General features: G+C 42.3%; 21 protein-coding genes. 3 read left to right on the forward strand and 18 right to left on the reverse strand.

The window, feature by feature from the left end; genetic code table 11:
• Positions 1–11: 11 nt before the first annotated feature.
• From G541_RS0105630 to G541_RS0105650, 5 genes are all read right to left on the reverse strand, one after another.
• A complete protein-coding gene (locus G541_RS0105630; RefSeq protein ID WP_027826798.1) occupies positions 12–3,443 on the reverse strand; it encodes a pyruvate carboxylase in 3,432 nt (1,143 codons plus the stop codon).
• 24 nt (positions 3,444–3,467) lie between these two features.
• Positions 3,468–4,676: an FtsW/RodA/SpoVE family cell cycle protein gene (locus G541_RS0105635; protein WP_027826799.1), complete on the reverse strand. Its 1,209-nt coding sequence runs from the start codon at positions 4,674–4,676 to the stop codon at positions 3,468–3,470.
• Between the two features lie 351 nt (positions 4,677–5,027).
• Positions 5,028–6,875, reverse strand: coding sequence for a translational GTPase TypA (typA, locus tag G541_RS0105640; protein ID WP_027826800.1), 1,848 nt, complete (start codon positions 6,873–6,875; stop codon positions 5,028–5,030).
• Positions 6,876–6,993: 118 nt separating this feature from the next.
• The gene (locus tag G541_RS0105645; RefSeq protein ID WP_027826801.1) at positions 6,994–7,761 is read right to left on the reverse strand and encodes an inositol monophosphatase family protein; all 768 of its coding nucleotides are present in this window, start codon (positions 7,759–7,761) and stop codon (positions 6,994–6,996) included.
• 2 nt (positions 7,762–7,763) lie between these two features.
• Positions 7,764–8,054, reverse strand: a complete 291-nt coding sequence (locus G541_RS0105650; RefSeq protein ID WP_009551838.1) for a UPF0223 family protein — start codon at positions 8,052–8,054, stop codon at positions 7,764–7,766.
• Between the two features lie 320 nt (positions 8,055–8,374).
• Between G541_RS0105650 and def the strand changes: the two genes are divergently transcribed.
• Positions 8,375–8,929 carry a peptide deformylase gene (gene def, locus G541_RS0105655; RefSeq protein ID WP_009551840.1) on the forward strand — a complete coding sequence of 185 codons (555 nt, stop codon included), beginning with the start codon at positions 8,375–8,377 and terminating at the stop codon, positions 8,927–8,929.
• 67 nt (positions 8,930–8,996) lie between these two features.
• Here the strand turns inward: def and G541_RS0105660 are convergent, their stop codons facing one another.
• Complete coding sequence (locus G541_RS0105660) at positions 8,997–9,485, reverse strand: hypothetical protein (protein WP_027826802.1); 489 nt, start codon at positions 9,483–9,485, stop codon at positions 8,997–8,999.
• A gap of 198 nt (positions 9,486–9,683) precedes the next feature.
• Here G541_RS0105660 and G541_RS0105665 point away from each other — a divergent pair, with 198 nt between their 5' ends.
• Together G541_RS0105665 and rnjA are read left to right on the forward strand one after the other, a co-directional pair.
• Positions 9,684–9,905, forward strand: a complete 222-nt coding sequence (locus G541_RS0105665; RefSeq protein ID WP_009551844.1) for a DNA-directed RNA polymerase subunit epsilon — start codon at positions 9,684–9,686, stop codon at positions 9,903–9,905.
• Positions 9,902–11,578 (forward strand): ribonuclease J1, encoded by a 1,677-nt coding sequence (rnjA, locus tag G541_RS0105670; RefSeq protein ID WP_009551846.1) that lies wholly within the window; start codon positions 9,902–9,904, stop codon positions 11,576–11,578. The genes G541_RS0105665 and rnjA overlap by 4 nt, the downstream gene beginning before the upstream one ends.
• 465 nt (positions 11,579–12,043) lie before the next feature.
• On the opposite strand, the gene G541_RS0105675 is transcribed toward rnjA, so the two are convergent.
• From G541_RS0105675 to G541_RS0105730, 12 genes are all read right to left on the reverse strand, one after another.
• Positions 12,044–13,312, reverse strand: a complete 1,269-nt coding sequence (locus G541_RS0105675; RefSeq protein WP_035163015.1) for a LysM peptidoglycan-binding domain-containing protein — start codon at positions 13,310–13,312, stop codon at positions 12,044–12,046.
• Entirely contained in the window at positions 13,305–13,604 is a 300-nt protein-coding gene (locus G541_RS0105680) for a phage holin (protein WP_235806354.1), read from the reverse strand. Before G541_RS0105680 ends, G541_RS0105675 begins: the two co-directional genes overlap by 8 nt.
• A complete protein-coding gene (locus G541_RS0105685; protein ID WP_027826805.1) occupies positions 13,597–13,920 on the reverse strand; it encodes a hypothetical protein in 324 nt (107 codons plus the stop codon). The genes G541_RS0105680 and G541_RS0105685 overlap by 8 nt, the downstream gene beginning before the upstream one ends.
• Positions 13,921–13,974: 54 nt before the next feature.
• Positions 13,975–14,448, reverse strand: a complete 474-nt coding sequence (locus G541_RS0105690) for a hypothetical protein (RefSeq protein ID WP_027826806.1) — start codon at positions 14,446–14,448, stop codon at positions 13,975–13,977.
• Positions 14,449–14,460: 12 nt separating this feature from the next.
• Entirely contained in the window at positions 14,461–14,907 is a 447-nt protein-coding gene (locus G541_RS09445; protein WP_035163018.1) for a fibronectin type III domain-containing protein, read from the reverse strand.
• Positions 14,908–14,911: 4 nt separating this feature from the next.
• Positions 14,912–15,421: an Ig-like domain-containing protein gene (locus tag G541_RS0105700; RefSeq protein ID WP_027826808.1), complete on the reverse strand. Its 510-nt coding sequence runs from the start codon at positions 15,419–15,421 to the stop codon at positions 14,912–14,914.
• Positions 15,422–15,425: 4 nt separating this feature from the next.
• Positions 15,426–16,283: a hypothetical protein gene (locus G541_RS0105705; protein WP_027826809.1), complete on the reverse strand. Its 858-nt coding sequence runs from the start codon at positions 16,281–16,283 to the stop codon at positions 15,426–15,428.
• Between the two features lie 13 nt (positions 16,284–16,296).
• On the reverse strand, positions 16,297–18,132 hold the full coding sequence (locus G541_RS10185; protein ID WP_155824508.1) for a phage tail protein: 1,836 nt from the start codon (positions 18,130–18,132) through the stop codon (positions 16,297–16,299).
• Positions 18,116–18,952 (reverse strand): phage tail domain-containing protein, encoded by an 837-nt coding sequence (locus G541_RS0105715; RefSeq protein WP_027826811.1) that lies wholly within the window; start codon positions 18,950–18,952, stop codon positions 18,116–18,118. Before G541_RS0105715 ends, G541_RS10185 begins: the two co-directional genes overlap by 17 nt.
• A 4-nt stretch (positions 18,953–18,956) precedes the next feature.
• Positions 18,957–22,751: a phage tail tape measure protein gene (locus G541_RS09990; protein ID WP_027826812.1), complete on the reverse strand. Its 3,795-nt coding sequence runs from the start codon at positions 22,749–22,751 to the stop codon at positions 18,957–18,959.
• A gap of 113 nt (positions 22,752–22,864) precedes the next feature.
• Positions 22,865–23,062 (reverse strand): hypothetical protein, encoded by a 198-nt coding sequence (locus tag G541_RS0105725; protein ID WP_027826813.1) that lies wholly within the window; start codon positions 23,060–23,062, stop codon positions 22,865–22,867.
• A gap of 227 nt (positions 23,063–23,289) precedes the next feature.
• Positions 23,290–24,240 carry a phage tail tape measure protein gene (locus tag G541_RS0105730; RefSeq protein WP_027826814.1) on the reverse strand — a complete coding sequence of 317 codons (951 nt, stop codon included), beginning with the start codon at positions 24,238–24,240 and terminating at the stop codon, positions 23,290–23,292.
• Positions 24,241–24,506 lie beyond the last annotated feature (266 nt).

Consider the following 24,506-nt stretch of genomic DNA (forward strand, 5'->3'; position numbering starts at 1 on the left):
AATCAATTTTTTTACTTGCTTGGTTCCATCTCAATTAAGAGATCTTGTGGCTGTAACACATCACCGTTTTTCACGTAAATATGCTTAATAATTCCGGTAAACGGTGCTTTAATTGTTGTTTCCATCTTCATTGCTTCAGTTACAATAAGTGATTCACCCTTAGCGACCGTCTGTCCTGTTTCAACTAACACTTGTAATACTGACCCACTCAAAGTTGCCCCGATATGGTTGGGATTAGTTGGTTCAGCCTTTGGAATTGTGACTACTGCGCTATGGCTATCCTTATCATGAATTGTAATTTGGATGGTTTGCCCGTTCAAGGAATAGAATAATGTCCGATCGCCCTTTTCATCTGGCTTAGAAATGGAATTTAACTTAACAATCGAAGTCTTCCCTGGACCATAGTTAATGTGCACAGTTTCGCCGGGACGCATCCCTTGATAGAAGGTAGTCGTATCCAAAGCCGCCATTTCCCCAAAGCGTTCAATATTGTTACGGTAATCCATAAATACTTTTGGATATAGGATGTAGCTGATAACTTCTTCTTCACTCGGTGTGCGCCCTAACTTAGTTTTCAACTCGGCATTTACTTCCGCAAAATCAACTGGTTTAGCCAAACTCCCTGGCCGCACCGTGATCGCAGGTCGACCCTGCAGGACGATTTCTTGCAACTTCTTTGGGAAGCCTCCAACTGGTTGCCCTAAGTCACCTTCAAAGAAGGCAACCACTGAGTCAGGGAAGTCTAAGCTGCGTTCGCCACTGAGAATCATCTCAGGAGTCAGGTTATTTTGGATCATAAAGATTGCAAAGTCACCAACAACTTTAGAACTTGGTGTAACTTTAACAATATCACCTAACATTTGGTTAACTGTTCGATACGCTTCCTTGACCTGTTCAAAGTCTTTGATCCCCAAGGCTTTAGCCTGTTGCTGTAAGTTGGAATACTGTCCACCTGGCATTTCAGTTTGATAAATGTCCGTCTGTGGTGCAGTGATTCCATTCATAAAGTCCTTGTAGAATGGCTTGACACCAGCCCAGTAGCGGTTCATCCGTTCTGCTTGCTCAATATCTAACTGTGGTTGCCGGTCATCATCTGCAAGGGAGTAATAGAAACTCGTCATACTTGGCTGACTAGTAGTCCCTGCTAAAGCACTAGCTGCCACATCAACGATGTCAACCCCAGCCCGAGTAGCTTGAACATAAGTTGCCACACCATTACCTGTCGTATCATGGGTGTGGAGGTGAACTGGCACATCCAACCGACTCTTGAGCTCACCGATCAATTCGTAAGCTGCCTTAGGCTTTAAGAGTCCGGCCATATCCTTGATCCCGATCATGTTAGCCCCAGCATCAACTAACTGTTGTGCTAAGTGCAAGTAGTAGTCCAGGGTGTACTTATTTTCATCCGGATTTAAAATATCCCCTGTGTAACACATGGTTCCTTCGGCAATTTTCCCGGTATCACGCACAAATTGAATACTCTTTTCCATTTGGGCAACCCAGTTTAAACTGTCAAAAATTCTAAAGACGTCAATACCATTAGCAGCGCTCTTATGTAAGAACTCTTTGATGGCATTGTCAGGATAGTTTTGATAGCCAACAGCATTGGACCCCCGTGTTAACATTTGGAGCAATGTATGAGGCATCGCTTTTCTCATCTTCTTGAGCCGTTCCCATGGGTCTTCATTTAAGAAGCGGTACGCCACATCGAAGGTTGCCCCGCCCCAAACTTCAGCTGAAAAGACATTTGGCATCAGCTTTTCGTACTGTTCAACTACTGGCAACATATCTTTAGTCCGCATCCGGGTAGCAAACAAACTCTGGTGCGCATCTCGCATCGTTGTATCTGTCAATAATACCCGTGGTTGTTGCTTGACCCAGTCCATCACTGCTGTCGCCCCTGACTGCGTTAATAAGTCCTTAGGAGTAACCAAGTGGGCTGGTTGAGCAGCGGGTCCATCTTCCAAGTGAACGTCTGGAACGAAGACTTTTTCATGCCGGGTAACACCAGGGAAACCATTGACGGTAACATCCCCGATGTAACGTAATAACTGGATGTCGTGGTTAGGTCGGTGATTATTTTCAAATAATTCAGGTGTTTCATCAATAAAAGTAGTGTAGCCTTGACCAGCTAAAAAGACTGGGTGGGCAATAACCCGTTTCATGAAATCAATATTAGTCTTGACTCCCGTGATATTAAATTCATCCAATACCCGGAGCATCTTCGCCGCTGTTTCAGCAAATGTCCGTCCCTGCACACATGCCTTAACCAGCAAGGAATCAAAGAATGGCGAGATCACAGCTCCCGCGTAGACATTCCCCCCATCTAAGCGGACACCATTACCACCAGGAGACCGATAAGTTTCAAGTTTACCAGTATCAGGCATAAAGTTATTTTCTGGGTCTTCAGTGGTTACCCGGCATTGAATAGCATAACCCCGATACTGGAGATCATCTTGGCTAGGTAAACCAATGTCAGCAAATAAGTCTTGCCCGGCCGCAATCTTGATTTGGGCTTGCACAATATCAATTTCAGTAATCATTTCACTGACAGTGTGTTCTACCTGTACCCGGGGGTTGACTTCGATGAAGTAAAAATCATCATTGGTTACTAAGAATTCAACCGTCCCCGCATTTTGATAGTGGACTGATTCCATCAAATGCACGGCCGCCTGGCAGATTTCTGCCCGCCGTTCTGGGGTCAGTGACAAACTAGGAGCAAATTCGATTACTTTTTGGTTCCGTCGTTGAATAGAACAATCACGTTCAAAGAGGTGCAAGACATGACCATGTTGGTCAGCTAGAATCTGCACTTCAATATGCTTAGGGTGTTCCAAGTATTTTTCAACATACATGTCACTTTCCCCAAATGATTGTTGGGCTTCACTTTGTGAGCGATCATAGGCTTCTTGGAGCTCAGCTTCATTGTGGACGATCCGCATCCCACGGCCACCGCCACCCATCGCAGCTTTAAGCATGATCGGATAGCCATGGGTAGCCCCAAATTCCTTGGCTTCGGCCACCGTTGCGATCGGATCTTTCGTCCCAGGGATGGTTTTCAAGCCAGCTTGTTCGGCTACTTGCTTAGCCTTGATCTTATCCCCAAAGATTTCCAAATGTTCAACTTTAGGCCCAATAAAGATAATTCCGTTGTCGTGACATTTTTGGGCAAATTCTTCATTTTCAGATAAGAAACCATAGCCAGGGTGGATCGCATCAGCATGTGTTTTTTTAGCCACTTCAATGATAGCGTCCATATCCAGATAAGCCTCAATTGGTTTCTTACCCTGACCGATCTCATAGGCTTCATCCGCTTTAAAACGGTGAACCCCATATTCATCTTCGTGTGCATACACTGCAACGGTTGCAATTCCCAATTCATGACATGCACGAATAATCCGAATGGCAATTTCGCCACGGTTAGCAATTAAAACCTTCTTAATTTCCATAGTAATCGTTTCATCTCCCTAAATGTCTTTAGTAGTAGAAATCAAATCAATTTCACGGTTTCGCCGCTGGTTAGCAGAGATATTCATCACTATCCCTAAAGATAGCGATAAAACAATCATACTTGACCCCCCGTAGGAAACAAACGGCAAGGTAACCCCCGTGATTGGAATCAAACCACTTACACCACCAATATTAAACAACGCTTCGGCCATCATAAATGTTCCAATTCCGTAACAAACCAAGCTATTATATGTATTTTTGGAACGAATCCCGATCAAAATGATCCGGCAAATGATCCATGCTAACAGGCTTAGTACAACTAAGGTCCCAATAAAACCGATTTCTTCGGCTATCACTGAGAGAATAAAGTCAGTATATGGTTCAGGGAGGTAACCACGTTTTTGAATACTGTTACCCAACCCGCGACCGATAAACCCACCGTTGCTAATCGCATAGTATGAGTTAACCAACTGCTTCCCTTCGGCATTTGAATACTGGAACGGATTGAAATATGCTGTAAATCGCCGATACATATATTCTAGTCTACCAGAAAATGGATTGAAAAAGCGCATTAACTGTGAGAGTAAAATTACCCCCAGGGCTAAGCCCCCTAACACTTTAACTGACCACCGGTAATCACGCCGGCTCGCCAACCATAGAATTAAAACAATGCAACTGTTGATCATGAACCCTCCTAAGTCCGGTTCGATCAAGATCAACAATAACAACCCTGCTATCGCAATATATCTGATATGCTCGGCAGTCAGTTTTCCCCAAACAGGGGCCGGGTCCGGTAGTCGGAGATAAATTCGTTGTTCCCTTTGGGCTAGCAAGCGAGCACAATACAAGCTTAGAAAAAGTTTGCAAAATTCCGAAGGCTGAATGCTAATCGGCCCCATATTAATCCAACCAGCAGCCCCGTTAACTGCGCCAGACATCCGTGCCCAAACCAGTCCAAGAAGGACCACACCATAACCAATCCCCATCAATTTATTGCTAACTAACATCGAGGGATTAATATGCGTTGCTACTAAAGTGCAAAAAATTCCTAAAAATGCAAATACCAGTTGCTTGTTCAAGTAACTGTTCGCTGCCATATCGGCATAGGATAAATTAATTGAACTGGCCGAATAAACCATTACTACCCCGATCATACAGAGAATAACGTAGGGAATAAATAAATATAAATCTAGATACTTAATTTTTTGTCGTATGTTTTTTATCATTTTTCTTACTTCTATTTAAAATATGCTTGAATAAATTATATCGTTTACAGTTTGGCAAGACAAGAACTGCTAGTTATAATAAAAAACTCTCAAATAAAATTAAAGTTCTCTCCTCGCTTTAGTTTTTCTCCTCCCCACGACATATAGAAAAATTGGCGCATTGGTTTTCCCAGCTTTAAAATCAGGCTTTCGCTTAAATTAGGCACATATTTTACTATATCCCCTGTGTCCTATGACAAAAATGAATTTTTGGTACGGTTACTTTTTAAAATAACGTTTCTTTTTTTAAAATTCACGACAATAAAAAATCCCCATCCAAAATGGATGAGGAATATTTTAATTATATTTCAATTAGTCGTTGTTGGCAGCCTTCATTGCCCGCTTAGCAGCTTTTTCACGTTCACTCGTGTTGAGGATCCGCTTCCGTAGCCGCAAGTGATTTGGTGTTACTTCCAACAATTCATCTTCGTTCAAGAATTCCATTGATTCTTCTAAAGTCAAATGCGTTGGCTTCTTGATCTTGGCTGTTTCGTCCTTAGCAGCTGCCCGAACGTTAGTCAAGTTCTTACCTTTAGTGATGTTAACGGAAATATCACGTTCACGAGAAGATTGACCAACGATCATTCCTTCGTAAACATCAGTTCCGGGATCAGTAAAGATTGTTCCCCGGCCTTCAATCCCCATGATTGCATAAGTAGTGGCCTTGCCTTGGTTGATTGAAACCAAAGCACCGTTCCGCCGTCCTGGGTTCCAGTTCTTGATAACTGGTTTGTATTCTGAGAAAGTGTGGTTCAAAATACCGTAACCCCGTGTCATGGAAAGGAAGTGTGAATCGTAACCAATCAAACCACGAGTTGGAACGGAGAAGGTTAACCGGGTAGTCCCGTTACCGTTTGGTTCCATGTTGGTCATTTCACCCTTACGTTGAGCCAAGGAGTCAATGATTGAACCAGAATATTCATCTGGTGTATCAATCACAACATTTTCAAATGGTTCAGATAATTGACCATCAATATCACGGTAAATAACTTTTGGCCGAGAAACAGATAGTTCAAAGCCTTCACGCCGTAATGTTTCAATCAAGATTGACAAGTGAAGTTCCCCACGACCGGATACAATCCATGCATCAGGAGAATCAGTATCTTCAACCCGCAATGAAACGTCAGTGTGCAATTGCCGCTTCAAACGGTCTTCTAACTTCCGTGCAGTTACGTGTTCACCGTCTTGACCAACAAATGGTGAGTCACTTTGCATGAAAGTCATTTGCAAAGTAGGTGGATCAATCCGCAAAATAGGCAGAGCTTCTGGGTGATCAACTGGTGTGATAGTTTCCCCAACGTTGATATCTTCCATACCAGAAACAGCAATCAAGTCGCCTGCTTTAGCTTCTTTGATTTCTAACCGCTTCAAACCAAAGAAACCAAACAACTTAGTAACCCGGAAGTTCTTTTGGGAACCATCTAGCTTCATAACAGTAACTTGGTCTCCGACCTTGATCTTGCCCCGGAAAACACGTCCGATCCCAATCCGACCAACGAAGTCGTTGTAGTCCAGCATTGCAACTTGGAATTGTAATGGTTCATCTGAGTTGTCCACTGGTGCTGGGATTGTATCCAGAATGGTATCAAAGATTGGATCCATAGTGTGTTCTTGGGTAGATAAATCAGAATCTAAAGAACTAGTCCCGTTAACAGCAGATGCATAAATCACTGGGAAGTCTAATTGATCTTCATCAGCCCCTAATTCGATAAAGAGGTCTAACACTTCGTCTACCACTTCTTCTGGACGAGCACCTTCACGGTCAACCTTGTTGATAACTACGATTGGTGTCAAGTGTTGTTCTAACGCCTTCATCAACACGAAACGTGTTTGTGGCATCGTTCCTTCAAAAGCGTCAACGATCAAGAGAACGCCATCAACCATCTTCATGATCCGTTCTACTTCGCCCCCGAAGTCAGCGTGCCCTGGTGTATCAAGGATGTTAATTTGCTTACCTTTATACTTAACGGCTGTATTCTTGGACAGGATAGTGATACCCCGTTCCTTTTCAATTGCATTGGAGTCCATCGCCCGATCAGCGATTTCAGTATGTTCATCCAAAGTATCTGATTGCTTCAACATTTCGTTAACTAAAGTGGTTTTACCGTGGTCAACGTGAGCGATGATTGCAACATTACGAATGTCTTCCCGTAATTTCAACTTTTTCTCTTCCCTTCGGTGTAAATTTTCATATTAAATAATGTAAGCGCTGGAAAGCATTTTTCAATAACTCACTGCTATAAAAAAACTGTGACATCCGTCACAGCCGTTTGGCTACCTATGAATTAGCAACACGAATTACTTCAGCTGCAGTGCGCTTAGTTGCTACTAATACAGTTGTTGATGATAGCATATCTAGCGCGCTACCGTCAATTTTTTTCACAGTTAATCCCAGACTTTCAGCAATAATTCTTCCCGCGGCAAAATCCCACGGATGGAGGTAGGACAAGTAACCCGTAGTTTTGCCTGTTAAAACACTGATAAACTCCATCCCGGCACTGCCATTAACCCGAATGCCGAATGCTCTTTGACCGAGTTCTTGGGAATGATAATTGTTCGATAAGATCATCCGACTGCCGACTCCCAACAGTCCCTGCTCAAGGCTCAGATCCGCTGGGGGCAATAATGGCTGCTCATTACGATAAGCACCCACTTCTGGCCCACCCCAATAAAGGTCATTATTGACTACATCCAAAATAAATCCGACCACTGGATTGCCATCCTGATAGACAGCTACCATACTGGCAAAGTTATCCTGTTGCTTAACAAAATTCATCGTTCCATCTACCGGATCAATGATCCACATCATTCCTTCTTGGGTATAATTATGGATGCTTTCTTCACCAAAAAAGTGAGCCTCAGGATAAGCTTGCTTGATTTGGGTAATATAATACTGCTCAACCTGGCGGTCAATGTTGGTTACTAAGTCATGGGGACCTGTCTTGGTGGTGACATCGATTCCTTCATTTAAGCCGTCCAGCATCATTTGCCGAGCTGTGTCCATCCACTGCCGCACCTGCTGTTTGATCTGTAACGCTTCTACCATAATTACATCCTCCCCGAAGCGATTCTTACGAGTTTATTATTTTGCTGTTCTTCGTAGGCTTTGACTGCCTGATAAATGCTTAACCCACTGGCAGCTTGGAATTGACGATCGAGTTGTTTTTGTCGCATCTTGGATGGTTCCACCTGGCGGTATGCGTCTAAATGGCGGGCAAATTCTGACGGTTTAATTCCAGTTGTGTAAACTTTTTCCACTGTCGCAAAAAAATCAACCATGATGATAATTTCGTCCGTAGTCCAATCATCGAATAACGGGTATGCGTAATTCTCTTTCATTGCCGTTCCTCCTCTGATACTGCTAAAGTTCTTACTCAAATTATGGACTATTTCATATTTTTTAACAAGCATTAGCCTGCTACTTGGGTCATCGTTTTAACAGCATTATTACTTGCCATAGATAATAGGAAAGAATTATTCGAAATAGTTTACCTCCCCTCGTGGTTACCACCCCAGTATAATTATCCCGTGTTTGGCATGAAACTTTTTAACTGGGGTCTTTTTCTGCATTCCAGCCACAAGTGAACACGCAAAACACACGTCAGCCATCATTAAATGTGATATGATAAGTTAGATACCAATTAAGGAGGAAGATAACCTTGATTACAATGCATGATATTATTCGTGATGGTAATCCCACTTTACGGGCACGGGCTCAAGAACTTACTTTCCCGTTAAGTGATGAAGAAAAGGAATTAGCCCACCAAATGATGGAATTCCTTGAAAATAGCCAAGATCCTGAAATTGCTAAGAAATACCGTTTACGCGCTGGGGTTGGTCTCGCCGCTCCGCAGGTTAATGTTTCCAAGCGGATGACAGCAGTCCTCATTCCCGGACCAGACGATGAAATCATCTTCAAACATGTTTTGGTCAACCCGACTATCATCTCTGAATCCGTTCGCTTAGCGGGTTTGGCTGAAGGTGAAGGTTGCCTGTCAGTTGACCGGGATATTCCTGGCTATGTTTTGCGGCACCAAAGAATCAAATTACGCTGGTTCGACTTAGAGGGTAATGAACACGTTGAACGTCTCCGTGACTATCCAGCCATCGTATGCCAACACGAGATTGATCACTTGAACGGCATTCTCTTCTATGACCACATTAACAAGAAAGATCCATTTGCTGCTCCCGATGATGCTGTTATTCTCGGCTAATATTGCACCAAAAAAGTCCGTAACGACCCAATGATCGTTGCGGACTTTTAGTATCTGTGCGTGATCTTTAATTATTTTCATGCTCCGGAGCGGCAATATCATGTAGATATTCACTGGTTGCACGGTTAACTACGTATGAGATATCCAGATGTAAAACATCAGCTAACACCCAAATATCAGAAACTACAAAGGGCGGTTCCTCCTGGTAGCCAACTATTCGTTGGTCGTGGGCGTACTGGGTCAACAACGCTCCCAATGCCTGGCGGATAGCTGGTAAATCCTGCACACTGAGTTGAACTCCGGGCAAAGAATACTCAAAGGCCATGACCCCCTTGCCCCAAACATCGGCCAAAAGTTCCGCATTATTATCTATATGGTACTTTTTGCCATCAAAATTTTCCGTTTGCACCTGGGGCAAACACGTACTTAGGGCTTGATTGACTTGTTTAAGACTCGCACTCTGTAAGACTTTTAGCGCCTTAACCCGCCGGCGTTTTTGCAAAAGAATCAGCAAAACGACCAGCATAAGCACTGCAACTACCAATATTACTTTCATTGCTTTCACCCTTTCAATTTAATTATAGACTAGGTATCTTCACCTGGCTACTTCATCCCTGGCAACTTGTTGCACGGGGCGGTACTAGCACTATCAGCACTACTATGATAGAATTGCATTAACTAATGCGAAAGCAATCTATGTTCGGATATGCGCGATTTATCGCAATCTTAAATAAAAAAGGAGATTTAAACAACTATGATTTTTAAAGTTTATTATCAACCATCCATGAAAATTAACCCACGGCGGGAAAACACCCGGTCGTTATATTTGGATGCCGATTCTGAAGTTAGTGCACGGCGTTTAGTGGAAGAAAACACATCCTACAATATTGAATACATCGAACAGCTCGATGAAAAGGCACTTGCTTATGAACAAGAAAGTCCTGACTTCAAAGTTACGGAGTTTAATGCGGAATGAAGAAGTTAAAGGTTAAGAATAACGAAACCGCCGTGTTTGCTGTTGGGGGGTTAGGCGAAATCGGGAAGAATACCTATGGTGTTCAGTTCCAAGATGAAATCATCCTGATTGATGCTGGGATCAAGTTCCCTGAAGATGACCTGCTTGGGATCGACTATGTCATTCCTGATTACCAATATTTAGTGGCTAACCGTGACAAGATCAAGGCGCTGGTTATCACCCACGGGCATGAAGACCACATTGGTGGTATTCCCTACCTCCTTCAACAAGTTAACGTTCCTATTTATGCTGGTCCGCTTGCATTAGCTCTTATCAAGAGCAAATTAGAAGAACATGGATTGCTCAGATCAACTAAATTACACGAAATTGATGAAGATACTGTTTTGAAGTTCCGCAAAACGAGTGTTTCTTTCTTCAGAACAACACACTCAATCCCCGATACCTTAGGGGTAGCTGTTAAGACCCCTTCTGGGACGATTGTTGAAACAGGGGACTTCAAGTTCGACCTGACACCGATCACCCACCAGGCACCAAACTTCCAAAAGATGGCGCGCTTAGGTGAAGAAGGTGTTTTGTGTCTCCTCTCTGACAGTACCAATGCTGAAGTACCTAACTTCACTAAGTCAGAACAATGGGTGGGTAAGTCAATCCACCGAATTTTTGAAAAAGTTGACGGGAGAATTATTTTTGCGACATTTGCTTCTAATATCTCCCGGGTCCAACAAGCTGTTTCTGCTGCCCTAGGCAAGGGTCGCAAGATTGCTGTCTTTGGTCGGAGCATGGAAGCCGCCATCGAAAACGGGCGCCGTTTAGGTTACTTGGACATTCCTGATAAGGCTTTGATTTCTGCCAAGGAACTCAATAGCCTCCCTGCCAATAAGGTGATGATCTTATGTACGGGGTCCCAAGGTGAACCAATGGCCGCCCTTAGTCGGATTGCCAACGGTACTCACCGGCAAGTTTCCATTCACCCCGGAGATACAGTCGTCTTCTCTAGTCTTCCTATTCCTGGTAATACTTTAAGTGTTAACAAGGTAATCAATGAACTAGAAGAAGCCGGGGCTAATGTTATCCATGGGCGGATCAACAACATCCACGCTTCTGGTCACGGTGGTCAAGAAGAACAACGATTGATGCTTCGGTTAATCAAGCCGAAGTACTTCATGCCAATCCACGGTGAATACCGGATGCTCAAGATCCACACCGAATTGGCTGAACAATGTGGGGTCCCTGAGGAAAACTCTTTTATCCTGAAAAACGGTGATGTCCTCGCCCTCACTAAGGATAGTGCCCGCTATGCTGGTCATTTCAATGCCGATGATGTCTATGTTGATGGCTCAGGTGTTGGTGATATTGGCAACATCGTCCTCAAGGATCGGCGGATCTTATCCGAAGAAGGTTTGGTGGTAGTTGTTGCAACCATCGATATGAAGAAACGCCGCATTTTAGCTGGTCCAGACTTATTGTCACGGGGCTTCATCTATATGCGTGAATCTGGTGAACTGATCAACCAAGCCCGGAAGCAACTCTTCCGGTCGATTACCCGGTCACTCAAAGGTGACAAGGTAACTGAAGCTAAGATCAGAGAAAATATCATTGCTGACTTACAATCGTTCCTGTTTGACCAAACAGAACGCCATCCAATGATTTTGCCAATGCTGATTACTGTATAATTTCAATATATGTAAAGGCGCTCCATCTTCTCTCCTTACGGGGAGTGATGGAGCGTTTTTTATTGGCTCAAATACGTAACCAGATTTATTTAGTTAGGTACTGGTAAATTTCTTCAATCTTAGTCACTATTCCTATTTTATAGTCAAAACCATTCCTTCCCTTCCTTGACGTCCTTCTGCTTTGCAAGCTACTATTAAATATAAAAGGATAATTATCGAAATTCTTTAGGGAAAATACCCGGGACGATATGGACTAACTGCTTTTTCCTGAGTATAATTGAACCTGGTATTACTCTTGTAAACCCTTGATATCAAGGCTTTCACAGCCCTTAAAACAAAAATATTCATACTTTATCCATACTTCAGCAAGAAAGACGGCAACAAAAAATGACCCTCTACCGGACATCCAGTAGAGGGTCTTGTTAATTATCGAGGATTTCTCCTTTTCTTATTTTTTGTTTCCTATTATAAGGATAGTTTTTGACCAGGATAAATCAAGTTAATATTCCTGATCCCATTATTGTGTGCTAGAGTATATACATTTACACCGTAACGATACGCGATACCAGATAATGTATCACCATAACGGACTGTGTACGTTCTCTTAGCAGATGCATTCCCAGTCACCCTTAAACGTTGGCCTGGATAAATCCAATTAGGATTATTCAAGCCATTTAAGCGTTGTAAGTTTTGCCAAGTAGTACCATAACGACTGGCAATACCACTTAATGTATCGCCATATCTTACTATATAGTAACTAGATGAAATATTGTTAGTTACACTAACTATTTCTACATCTCTAGCATTAATCCATGACATAATGCCACCTAACAATAGTTTACTACCTGATACTTCTTGCACCTTATAAGTATTGCTTTGTACCCAGCTTGGCATGCCAACACCGTTAGCCCAGCGTTTCACACCGAACTTAACGCGAACAGTATCGCCCACTTTAATGGCACTCTTAGGCGTGTTGTCGGCTTTTTGTCCTTGCTGAATAGCTTTTGTTTCACTATTAGGCCGTTCTGCATTACCTTTCTTATAACCATTTAAAGTAATGCCTAGTAAATCAACATTGTAATCATATCCACCAGCAATTGCAGTAGACGTAAATTGCCACATATTGATACCGTCCATGGATGGAAAATAGTTATAATCCGGTCTCGTCATCACAGAGTAATCACGATATGCAGCAACCCATAAACAATTAGGAAACTCGGCTGTAATCCGCTGACGATTTAAGTGAGCTAAGATATAAGGTTTGTACGAGTATAGTACTGGGGTATAACCTGCTGCCTTAATTCTACGTAAACCATATAATACATTATCTGTATTGGCTTCCCTATTAGCACTAGCACCACTTTCATAGTCCAAGGCAACAATAGAGCCTTTTGGTGTTTGCACCCTTGGTAAGTAGTAATCAAGCATCGCCTTGGTTTGCGCTTGGTTAGCACCAGTCTCCATATAAATATAGGTGTGCATTCGTAAACCCATTGCGATACCGCTTGCCACTTGTGATTGATAGGTTGCTTGTGGAATAAATGTCCCATTGTAGTAGCCCCCTATTTGAGAAATAGCAAAGCTATCTTCAGATGTTACCTTTTTAAGAGTGTTGCCTTGATATCTAGAACCATCAACTCCATAATATCTAGCAGCATCAGCATTCATTGGCAATAAAAAAAGTCCAACCATACAGGTTAGACCTACAAGCCATTTCTTATTCAATTTAATCATTCTTACCACCTTTTTCTTGGTGCTGAGTTGCAAGTTCTAAAGCCTTGCTTGCTGTTTCATCTATGGATTTGACTGTTTCTGTGTCAACAGTAACTCCATCGACTAAACCTAGGATACCGCCGATGGTTAAAATCGTGTTCACAAGGTCCATAACTCGTGACGGATCACCTGTAAACTTAATTCCAAAAATTGCACATAATTGTTGGACTAGAACAATCAGTAGCAACGCCAGAGAAGTAATTGTCTTGCGATTCAACTTTCCATCTTCATTGATAAAGGCTTTTTTAATCATTGTGTCCACCCCTTCTAAAAACTTCCTTTTCGAGATTGATAACCTTGGTCTTAATCTCCTGAGAATCAATTAAATGATTTTCAAAACTCTTACCTAAATTGCGGACTTCGACCTGCTGTGCACTATTATCGTGCTTTAACGCTTCAATGGTTTTACTGAGATTATCAATCGCATATCGCAACGGCTGCATTGTTTTATCAAGCGCACGGTTTAGTGTTCGATTAAAAATCTGTCCCACCCCCGTAATAATTGCCGTAAAAATTCCCAATAATCCAACCCACTCGTTGATAGAGAACCCCAAAAAAGTATGCTGCATCTCCTCACCTCTTTCACAGATACTAAAAAAAGACCTCAGTTAAGAGGTGCTTTTTTATGCTTCGTACATGTCCAACTGGATATTGATTGTTAGGGTTCCATCTTTTACTTTGTCACTAGGTTCATCTAGATATAATCTGCCACCACTATCACAGAGTACACGTACTCCATTTGTAGCCGTGTTACCACCATGCCCACCAACCGGACAAAATGCATATACTCCTTTCAAATTATACTTTTTATTTCTAAAAGTAGTACTAGTAGGAACTGCCATCGCAATCGGGTTGTTATATCCATAAGGAGAGCTTGAGCCTGATGTACCACCAATATCTCCATATAACCAAGCTCTGCCTGGTGTAAGCACTAACTTTAGCGAGTTGTTGTTAATCGTTTTCCAACCGCTACTTAGCGGAATGGAAATTTCTTTGCGCTCTTCCAAATTTAATGTCTGTTGTGTTGTATCGAAATTATCGTTAATTTTCTTTACTCCGTCTTCGTCACCAATAGCAATTTTTGTGAATTGAACCATTTTATTTCCTCCTTATTTCAAATAAATCGCTTTATATCCTACAAAGGCACTGTATACACCATTGTGTAAAGTTAGTTTCGTGTTTTCAGGCATTTTAGTAAAGTTTGATTGCAATTCAATCACACTTTGACCGTTTGTACTTGAAGTGACTTTTGCTGATAGTACTTGACGATTACCACCCCCAAACATTCCTTTTGGCTCGGTTCCAATTGGTACTAACCCCAAGCTATACTCTTGATAGTGAAGGGTTGCTGTACTGCCAACAGCCATTCCTTTATCAACTAGCAAGCGAATGCCTCTAGTGGTAACTGTTATCGTACTTTTAGTTCCTTCTCTTTGTCCGTTATAAGCCGCAACTCCAAACTGATAGCTAGTAGCCGGTAGCAATCCAGCTAAGGTATATGACTTTGAACTAGTAGTAGCTATCAAGCTCGAATTCTTATAAATCCGATACTCCATAACATTACTCCCAGGTCAAAGTTGCACCAGTTGCTGTAATGTTGCTTGATGTCAGAGAGTTTACTGTAACCAAAGCTTCATATACCTTTAATGTCAGTACATTAGATGTTTTACCTGCCAAAGTTGCCTGAATGGTTGTCGTTCCAACACCAATTGCATTAACGTTACCGAAGTTATCAACCGTTGCTACTTGCGTATTAGTACTAGTTAACGTTGGCACACCTGAAGTTTGATTAGGTGGTGTTACAGTAACTGTAATTTTAGCCTTTTCTCCCACTTCAAAGCTTGTTTTAGTAAGAGATAAAGTAATTGTTGAAACTGGGATCTCGGCAGTTGTTACTGTGATGATGTTAGATTTGGCACTTTCTCTAAGCCCGTTGTAAGCCGATACAGCATATCGATAAACCGTCTTCGGCTGCAATCCCGTATCCGTATAGGTTTTGGTATCAGTGACTTCGCCAATCTTAGTCAGTTCCCCTGAAGAGCCGATCCCGCGATAAACGTAGTATTTCATTTTCTCACTCCCAATCTAGTTTTTCTGTATTTCCATTAAGTGTCGTCCCTTGTAGGTTCCGAGGTGCTGCCAAATCATCAACATTGTAGTTAGTGCTGTTACTGTCATTTCCAGCTAACGCCCGTGAAGAATCAACTGTACCATCCAATTCAATACTGAGCGTTTTATAGCCGTCAATTAGGCGCCACTTGTCAACTTCAAACTTTGGTTTGCCCGCCATCCGATAATCTAACGGTAATCGAACAATGCAAGTGTCCATGTCACTGTATTCAACGGTAGCAGGCACATCAACGTTGTGATAACCCCCAAACGATCCTTTCGGACCAGTCCCGATCCCATCAGGTTCGGTTCCCAGTGCGTACTCATAGTATCTAACCCTAACTTTAGGTTGTCTGTGTTGGTTGTGCTTGATAGTTACAGTGAATCCAGTAGGAATATATTGAGCAACTAAATTTTCAATATTTTCCATCCGGTCATCTACCGTTGCAAAAGCCCCATACTTCTTACTATCACGAGCTAAGATGATCTCACTGTCTTTAGTAGCATTAGCTACAACTTCCCGAAATTGATTCTCGATATCCGTTTGCCTGGTCTCAACTTGCCCTTGTCGTTCTAGTAGGTCGTTTTTGGTCCGTGTGATATCAAGCTTAAAAGCCTGTTCATCATTGATCAGGTATTCAGATATTTTGGCACTGAATAACGTCCATTGAGCTATAGCTTCTCGAACATCATCGCCATACATTTTTTCACGGAGCCATGTAGCAACCTGCATCGCCACCGTATCAATATTCCCTATTGATAAAACATTCATCAGTTTGTCTGTATCATCAGTAGTGATTGGTGTTTCATCACGATAAGCCATCTTCTTCCTCCTTTCATTTAATAAGCGCTTTGAAGCGGTCACTGGCACCGGTGTTCATGTCGACATTACCGGTAATTCCTTTAACCGCCCCTTTACTTGTGTATTGCCATAAGTCATACGGGTGAGTTGGTTTCAAGCTGTTAGCCAAACTACCATCATTTTGACCATAAGACGGGATCCAGATTGCTCCTGGCCGAGATACGTTTAAATTGAAGCTGTCATATAAATGATTAGCAATGTAAAGAACAATTTTGCTGTCAGGGATTCCTAATGAATTCAATTTATTCATGTAGGCTTCCACCCCAGCTCGCATCTGGCTAACATCACCATTCATTTCCACGCTCTCGATATCGATCGCATAAAAAAGAGGTTGCTGCTTGCCTGCAACAACCTGCTGAGTGCGGTTATAAAAATCTTGTGCTTCAACTTGCGCATCAGCTGTTGAAACGGCGGCAAAGTACGCATAGACTGCATATTTTCCGCCTGCGGCGATACATTTTTGCAAGTTCTCCATGTATTTCAAATCTTGGTGAGTTGAGCCATGTTGAACCCTAATAATACTTAGGGTAACATCATCTGCAACCACCGCCGGCCAGTCAATTACGCCTTGCCATTCTGATACGTCGATAATTTTACCAACATGTTGTTCATTACCACCACTCAATGCATCTAACTGCCGTTGTAGTTCTGCAATGGTCTTTTCATATTGGCTTCTAAAATCATTCAAGCTCTGGGTGTCTTGTTGGTGTTGTTTTTCCAAGTTCCCGATATTAGCTTGTAATAAACCAATCTTATTGCGTTGATCCCGAATCACTTTCAAAATATTTGCTTGAACATTGTTGCGATAGTCCAGAATTGTCTTAGCCCGGTTGTTTAAAGTAACCTGTGTCACCTGATCTTTATCAAACGGATAGTATTGGTAGGCGACTACTTCAACTTCAGTGATATAGCCATCCTCACGTACTTCTACCCGTCTGACATCCCCAGGAACTGGCTCCTCCCGCGTATTTAAAACAGCTTCAATAGTTAAGGCTGGTTCAGGTGAAAGCTGGGTTAAAGCATACTGGCGCATGTTATTAGCGTCAGTAAAACGCTCATCAGATACATCATCGCCCCAATGAACCCCGTAGCGTTGAATCGAATCAGAATTCTCGACGACAAACGGATTAAAATAATAGCCCGCATTATCGCCTTCTTTTTCTTTGCCCAGTGCTCGTACCTTGTTCACAATTCCGGTTGAATCGTAGGTCAATTTAACTTCACTAGCGTTGTTCAAGTAATCAATCCGGTTACTATTGTTAGTCGTAAAAGCGTTCTGCTGATACACCTTGATTAGCTTGTTATCCGGATAGATCACTGCATCAGGCCAGGCTTCGGTGATTTTAGCCAGGATATCCTTGCCAGAGCAATTACCTAAGTCGGTGATTTGATGTTTGTCAAAGCTCCCGATAACCTGCCAAGTAAAACCTAGCTCATTACCATTCAAACCAAAGGCTAAAACATCATTAACCGTATATGTTAAAGTTCCAGACTTAACTGCACTCTGTCTAACCCGTTGAATCTCGCTATAAATATGTGTAGCCACAATTTGTTTGGTCGCAATTCGGTTCTGATGATCATCCACGCTCTGCTTAATAACAAACTGTTGCCCTTTCCAAATAATAGTTGCCTCTGGTTCTAACATCTGATAAGCCAAAGACCCATCATTAATCGCTGTCAGTTGTAGTTGCCAGGTCGAGTTTTTCTCCCATGAAACAACAAAGGTCCCATTTGGATAGTAGTTAAGAGGTTCCTGATTGGTGCTATTCAACCCCTTAACCAGAATCTTTTCACTAATCAATGTAGACAAACGGGAAGCTAAAAATCATTTCCGTCTCAGCTGCACCACCCACTGAGATTTTATTCCAACCCGGATCTAGCACCAGGTTACCAAAGTTTGTCTTCCCGCTAGCAGGACTGCCGTTTAGGTAAGTATTAATCCCATCTAAAACAATGGTGTCTTGCATGGACACCTGGTCATTAAAAGCCCAGTTGCTACCGTTCGTTTCATTTTGAACATTGATATCGCTCCCTTGAAACTTCATCTTAAGCTTCAGATCATTTTTTTGCATGTACGGATCAATTGGAATGTCACTGGGATTGTAGACACTGAAAGCATTATTTCTAAAAAGAAAAGCATCCCCTGTCAATACAGGTAGATGCCAACCCAAAGGATAATCATCCCAAATATCTTTTTGTTCATCCGACCGATAGCGGGAAAACTTATACCCACTCGGATTTTCAAATGCAATTGTGATCTGTGCATACTTGGCTAACGGTTCGGCTGGTTCGATGTCAAACGAAGTCGGGATAACATAGTTAACCTTCATCCTTTCGGCATCAGTCCTGAGCCGATACAAGTGCTTTTGCATAAACAACTGATAAATTTCTTGCCGTAAAGCTTTGTAGTGGTAGTAGTTCCGATACCGAAGCAAAAACTTAGCCGTAACTGTATTTTTACTGGTCGTTGAATAATAGAAAACACTGCTATCCACTCCACTATATTCCTGATAGTAATTGGTCTGAACTGGGGTATCCGTTAGACTTAAAAATTTTAGCCCAGGAATCTTAGTTGAGATTTCAAATTCCTTACTATCTTTATCCAGTTGTACATATAACTGTGGATCCATTCACTCACCACCCTTGATAATCACGCATGCCTTTATCGACTGCGATTCGCTTGTACAGACTGTTTAAATCTGTTCCTTTGTTTTGTTTCAATACATTTAATTGTTCTTCATTGACTCCGAGGATCTTAGCCATCAGATCGATTGCTAGCTTGAATCCTTGTTCTAGCTTCTGGTTAGCATCGTCTTGGCGTGGTTGCACCACATGCTGAGCATGATTATCCGACTGAGCGAAATAATCTAACGACCGTTGCATTAACTGGTAAGCTCGTGACCGTTTGGATAAGTCCAATGGAATTACCATTTCGGGCAAGTTTCCTTCGGCTACTTCATACATCCCATGGTTAGCAATCAAACCGCCATTAGCATAGCCGTGACCATTGCCTAAGAATGAAAGGCTAGAGCCGTAACGATGTCTAGCGTAATTCAACCCTGCCAACAAGTTATCGTAACCGTTCCAAATATTGTGATGACCAGGTAAAGCATTACTATTAAATGTGCTCCGCTTAGTTTGCATCAACCCTAAAGCTGGTCCTGATCCGTCACCATCAGGATCCGCTCCTGGTTGCTTAGCATGAGGATTACCACCTGATTCAGTCTTAATCTGACGCAAGACTCTAGCAATCATCGACTCACTGGTTGATAACCCCAATTTACCGAGAGCCTTTTTAACGTATGGTCGCCACCGTGCTACCCCTGAACCACCAGGATTAGCAGCACCACTTTCTTCATATCCCTTCAATAACTTAGCAAAGGCATCTTTAACCGGTTTAATGATTGACTTCTTAGCCAGATCACGGGTGTCATCCATCAAAGTTGAATGAGTAAAGTCAAATGCTTGGACGCTGGTCCAGCGCTTGAACCCATTATTTATCCATTCAACTGGCTTCTTTAAGGTATCAAGCATACTGTCAGCAATGTCTAAGACCTTGTCTTTAATTCCACTTAGTAATCCTGATAATGAAAAGCCTGTTCCTTTAGCATATCCTGGAAGGATTCCAGTGTAACTACCACTTAATACTCTAGCTGTGTCTTGTGCATTTAAGACCTGTTCACCCTGATTCAAGTGCGTGACTTCCGCCCCTCGTTGACCAACAATCCGGGCAGTCTTAGCCCATGGTGTGTAAACCAATTCGGGACCAGCTTCCCCAACCAGGGACAATCCAGTTTTGGCCACACCACCAGTAGCGTGTGCGGATATCAGTGATTGTTCTTGATATCCTTTAACACCACCGCTAAACGAACCGCCAAAGGCTTTAACAATTCCCGACCACGCATCAGATAAGAACTTCAAGGTATTATGAACGGCTGCGCCCCATTTATTGTAGGCTTTAATTCCGTTGTTACCTTCAGCTACCACGTTGCTAGAAACCGACTTGTTTTGTTTCGATGCTTCATCAACCACTTGGTCATGCTTCGATTTAGCACTTGAAACCGTCTTGTTCTTGGCTTCCTTGGCCGCTTCAATCGTGACATCACGTTCACTCTTAGCGTTCGCAATATCTTTTTCCATCATGGACTTGGTATAACCAGGAATGTCCTGATGCATCTTTTCGTATTGCGCTTTCTTTTCTTCGTAGTTCTTCTTTGCTTGCGTTACGGTTTCTTTCCGTGTCTTCTCCGCATTCTTAATAATCCGGTTCGCTTCCTTGGCTGACTTATTGATTAAGTCCTTGGCTTCCTTATCTGTTAGCTTACCTTTATCAGAACTCAGCTTTTTAAGGATCTCTTTTTGCTGCTTGGAACTAGAACCCATTTCCTTAGCGATTGACTTTGACAAGGTCTTCAGTTTCTTTAACCGCGTCTTGTTATACGATTCAGTAACTTTTTCTTTAGCCTTAGCTGTTTCTTTAGTGACCTTCTCTTGATCTTTCTTTTCCTGTTGGGCAAGCTTAGTCCGTTTCTTCTTGTATTGCTCTTGAATCTTACGGACTGCTTCTTCGCCTTTATAGGTTTTCTGACCGATCTTGACATAACCAGCCGCTTTAGCATTGCTGATAGCTGTTGCTTCCTGGGCGGCTAAGTTCTTACGTCGATTCTTGTACGTATTAGCAATGCTTTCCAGCTTCTTCTCACTCTGGTTAGTGATTGACTGTAACTTCTTATTATAGTTATCAGTTTGCTTGGTTAAACTCTGATAAGTCTCCTGATTCTTCTTTTTCCGCTTATCATCGGCAGCATTGATATCCTTAATGTATTGGTCGTATTGTTGCTTGCTGATTTTATGCTGTTTGTACATTTCTTCAACAGCTTTCTTTTCTAAATCAGCGCGTTTTTTCGACTGGGTTTGTGCTGTCTTAAGAATGGAAGCATAATACTTTTTCAATTCATTAGCCGACTTATCCAGGCTCTTTTTATCCGTCTTAACAGACATTTTAATAGCTGCCAAATCAGTTTTATTCATAGTCTTACTCAGATCACGGACAATGGATTTTTGGGCTTTAGTTAGGGAGCTTTTACTTACTTTCACACCTTTAAAGTTTACTGTTGCTCCGCTAGTGCTAATTAACATTTCATTTTTAGAGACCTTCTTCTGTGCCTTTTTAAGGGCTTTATGAGTTCCTTCAATGATTTTTTGGACAGTCTTAGATGAGCCTACAACTTCCCCGAGTTGTGAACCTATAATTGCTCCCATTGGTCCACCTGTAGCAAAGCCAATACCAGCGCCTATTGCCATTCCGGCTGATTTGCTTACTGCGGCCATTTTACTGTCGGTAGTACCACTTTTTATAGCCGAGCGAATTGATAAGCCTATATCTATTGCTGAAATACCCAAACCTACTATATTACCGACGTTTCTTCCTAGCCATTTTGTAGCATTTAACAGCTTAGATGATTTTGTGGCTACATCAGCGCTCTTAGCCACACCAGTAGCAACAGCTCCAGATGTTGCAATCTCCGATTCTACTTCTTTAGCAACATTAGTGCCAACACCCTTAGCCTTACCACCTGTCGTAGGAATATTAGTAGCTACTTCTTCAACCGCTTCACTAGCTTTACTTGCACTCTTCACAGGCGTTTCAGTATAGGCATTGCTTGCGGCCGTCTTAGCTTCGGCTAGTTTTTGATATTCAGCAGTTAGTGAAGCCACTTCGGTTTGCTCTGTTACTATTTTTGACTTAAAACCACCAAAAACTTCTACTAACTTCTGCATCTTTAAAGTAAAATTAACTACTTTGTCAATTACCCACAATCTAGCTGATAACTTAATAGCATCCCAAAGTATTGACCGATACTTCACAGCACCTTCCGCTACTTTCAGAATCCAACTAGCCACTTCACCAATTCCAGAAGCAGCACTTTTAACACTTTCCTGGAAATCCTTCTGACTAAACAAGTCACTCAGTGACTTAGTGGCTTCTGTCATGTAAGGAAGTAATTCTGCCCCAAACTTGATTTCTAAGTCTTCCCAAGCTTTTTTGAACTTCTCAGTATTGGCTTGAGCCGTTTCAGAGTTCTTTTGTGCTAGTGTTTGAACGTACTTTCCCTTATCAGCGGCTGCCTGGGTTTTCTCGGTTAACTCTCCTAAGCGTTTTGAGTTTTCAGCTAGGATCATCCCGGCTTGTTGACCGGTTGTCCCAAACAGAGCATTGAAGATGGCATTCTTGTCAGCCCCTTCCATATCCTGCGTATGCTTATTCAACACGCCCATGATGTCCGTTAAAGACCGCAAGTTTCCGCTAGCATCGACAATTTCATTCTTCTTAATTCCTAGTTTACCAAGGACTGAGTTCTTACTATCAATATTTTTTACCGCAGAAACTAACGAATTAATAACTTTTCGCAGACCTGTACCCAACATGTTACCGTACGGGCTCTTTATCCCGCACTTCACTATGTTTCCATAGTGTTCAGACTATCTTTTCATCCTTGAAAGTTGGCATAAAAAAAGAGTCCTTATGGACTCACAATTAATCATAATAATTTACTGAATATTCCACCGATAAATGAAATAAATCCAACAATTACAAAAGCAGGAATGAGCAACTCGTCAATGGAAGTGATCCCCATATTTGAAAGAGGCCATACTATTACAGCGGCAAATAATATAGCAAAAATAAAAATAAGCATAAGTTCCTTGCCGTCACCTTTTTTCGGTTTATACAGTTTCATTACTTCCACCTCCATTGGCGTTATCCGTTTCTTTCTATATTTAATTATATCACTTTCAAGGAGTTTTGCCTTCGTGGAAATTTCGGCATGAACAATGTTTTTAGCCTACTCTTTCTAGTCGTTACACCTTCCTCAGGTTTCCCTTGAGGCTTGGCTCGGGATCAACTTGCCATTGCTGGTTTAGCCTTCCCCGAATTAACAAAATGCTTGTTCAAAGCGATTACTCGCTAAGCGGCCAGTTTTACCAAAGCCTTGTCTGCTTCTAAACCTGCGTTCGATAGAACACCCATCGCACTGGCTGTTTCTGCCAGGCTGAACTTAGCTTGATGTGCCGTTGATGATACATAGGACATCCCAACCCCTAAGGACTGGAATGAAGTTGAGGTCACATCAGCCGAATATGCCAGGGCGTTGACTGCTTTCTTCGTCTGGGCGGACATTTCCTTAGTAGAAGTCAATTGTTTGCCGTTCTTATCTACGGTCATGCCAAAACCTTCTAAGGTTTGCGAGGCGACTTCCACCACATCTTTAAAGTCATCCCCCGACGCAATCGAGCCTTGTAACTCAGTATTCATTGCCCCTAGGGCTTGTTTCCCAGAGTAACCACGCTTTACCAGTTCTAAATAGGCGTCAGCAATTTCTTTTTGTGACTTTCCATATCGCAGTGAGTACTTTTCACCGTCAGCTTGCATCTGGCTAATTACTCTAGTTGCCTTAGCTACACTTTCGCCACTGGTTACCAAGTTGTTCTTAATAACGTTGTACTGACTATTTAACTTAGATGCTTTATTAGCACCTCTCACTAGCACCCCACCGAAAGCCGTAAATACTGATATACCAACAGTTGCTGCCGTCTTAATCTCATCAAAAGAACGTTTGAAAGTTGATTTTAAGTTATCTACCCCATCACGGACCCGGTGCAATGACTCTGGCCACATCTTTGTGGTTCGAATCTGACTACGAATGTCTGCTTCATTCTGCCGATAGCTAGCACTTAAGTTTTCAACAGTGATCTTCTGCTTCTGGTAAGCATCAGAAGTTGTTCCTGACGTCTGGGCAATGCTTCGTAGCAGTTCTTTTTCCTGCTTGAGTTGTACTTCCAGTGACTTACGGACATTAATTAAGCCATCAAGTTTAGCCTTAGCGGCCTGGTGAGTTCGTCCTTCAGTTTCTAACACCCGAACATAGGACTCTGAAATGTCTTTTACCCGGGCCGTTGCGCCCCGAGTTTTTTCTAACTGATCGGATAGTGCCCGTTGCGCTTGTGCTTCCGCCGATGAAATACTTTTAGCTTTTTCCTGCTGAGCAGTCAGGCTGGCAATTGTCCGCCGTGCCGAGTTAATTTGCGTTCGCTGATTGTAAAATCAAATTGAACACTGTTCCGATCTAGTAAGTGAAAATCGTTTTTACTGGATCAGAGCACAAAAAATCCATTTCAACCTTC

Source organism: Ligilactobacillus saerimneri DSM 16049, from assembly GCF_000423265.1.
In the GTDB taxonomy this organism is placed as follows: domain Bacteria; phylum Bacillota; class Bacilli; order Lactobacillales; family Lactobacillaceae; genus Ligilactobacillus; species Ligilactobacillus saerimneri.

What these genes read in the sequence shown, in the direction of transcription:
- G541_RS0105635 (WP_027826799.1), bottom strand. Translation starts at nt 4,676, where the DNA reads ATGATAAAAAACATACGACAAAAAATTAAGTATCTAGATTTATATTTA.
- G541_RS09445 (WP_035163018.1), bottom strand. Translation starts at nt 14,907, where the DNA reads ATGGAGTATCGGATTTATAAGAATTCGAGCTTGATAGCTACTACTAGT.
- G541_RS0105700 (WP_027826808.1), bottom strand. Translation starts at nt 15,421, where the DNA reads ATGAAATACTACGTTTATCGCGGGATCGGCTCTTCAGGGGAACTGACT.
- G541_RS09990 (WP_027826812.1), bottom strand. Translation starts at nt 22,751, where the DNA reads ATGTTGGGTACAGGTCTGCGAAAAGTTATTAATTCGTTAGTTTCTGCG.
- G541_RS0105690 (WP_027826806.1), bottom strand. Translation starts at nt 14,448, where the DNA reads ATGGTTCAATTCACAAAAATTGCTATTGGTGACGAAGACGGAGTAAAG.
- G541_RS0105675 (WP_035163015.1), bottom strand. Translation starts at nt 13,312, where the DNA reads ATGATTAAATTGAATAAGAAATGGCTTGTAGGTCTAACCTGTATGGTT.
- rnjA (WP_009551846.1), top strand. Translation starts at nt 9,902, where the DNA reads ATGAAGAAGTTAAAGGTTAAGAATAACGAAACCGCCGTGTTTGCTGTT.
- G541_RS0105660 (WP_027826802.1), bottom strand. Translation starts at nt 9,485, where the DNA reads ATGAAAGTAATATTGGTAGTTGCAGTGCTTATGCTGGTCGTTTTGCTG.
- G541_RS0105680 (WP_235806354.1), bottom strand. Translation starts at nt 13,604, where the DNA reads ATGATTAAAAAAGCCTTTATCAATGAAGATGGAAAGTTGAATCGCAAG.
- G541_RS0105705 (WP_027826809.1), bottom strand. Translation starts at nt 16,283, where the DNA reads ATGGCTTATCGTGATGAAACACCAATCACTACTGATGATACAGACAAA.
- G541_RS0105650 (WP_009551838.1), bottom strand. Translation starts at nt 8,054, where the DNA reads ATGAAAGAGAATTACGCATACCCGTTATTCGATGATTGGACTACGGAC.
- G541_RS0105725 (WP_027826813.1), bottom strand. Translation starts at nt 23,062, where the DNA reads ATGAAACTGTATAAACCGAAAAAAGGTGACGGCAAGGAACTTATGCTT.
- G541_RS0105645 (WP_027826801.1), bottom strand. Translation starts at nt 7,761, where the DNA reads ATGGTAGAAGCGTTACAGATCAAACAGCAGGTGCGGCAGTGGATGGAC.
- G541_RS0105665 (WP_009551844.1), top strand. Translation starts at nt 9,684, where the DNA reads ATGATTTTTAAAGTTTATTATCAACCATCCATGAAAATTAACCCACGG.
- G541_RS0105685 (WP_027826805.1), bottom strand. Translation starts at nt 13,920, where the DNA reads ATGCAGCATACTTTTTTGGGGTTCTCTATCAACGAGTGGGTTGGATTA.
- G541_RS0105715 (WP_027826811.1), bottom strand. Translation starts at nt 18,952, where the DNA reads ATGGATCCACAGTTATATGTACAACTGGATAAAGATAGTAAGGAATTT.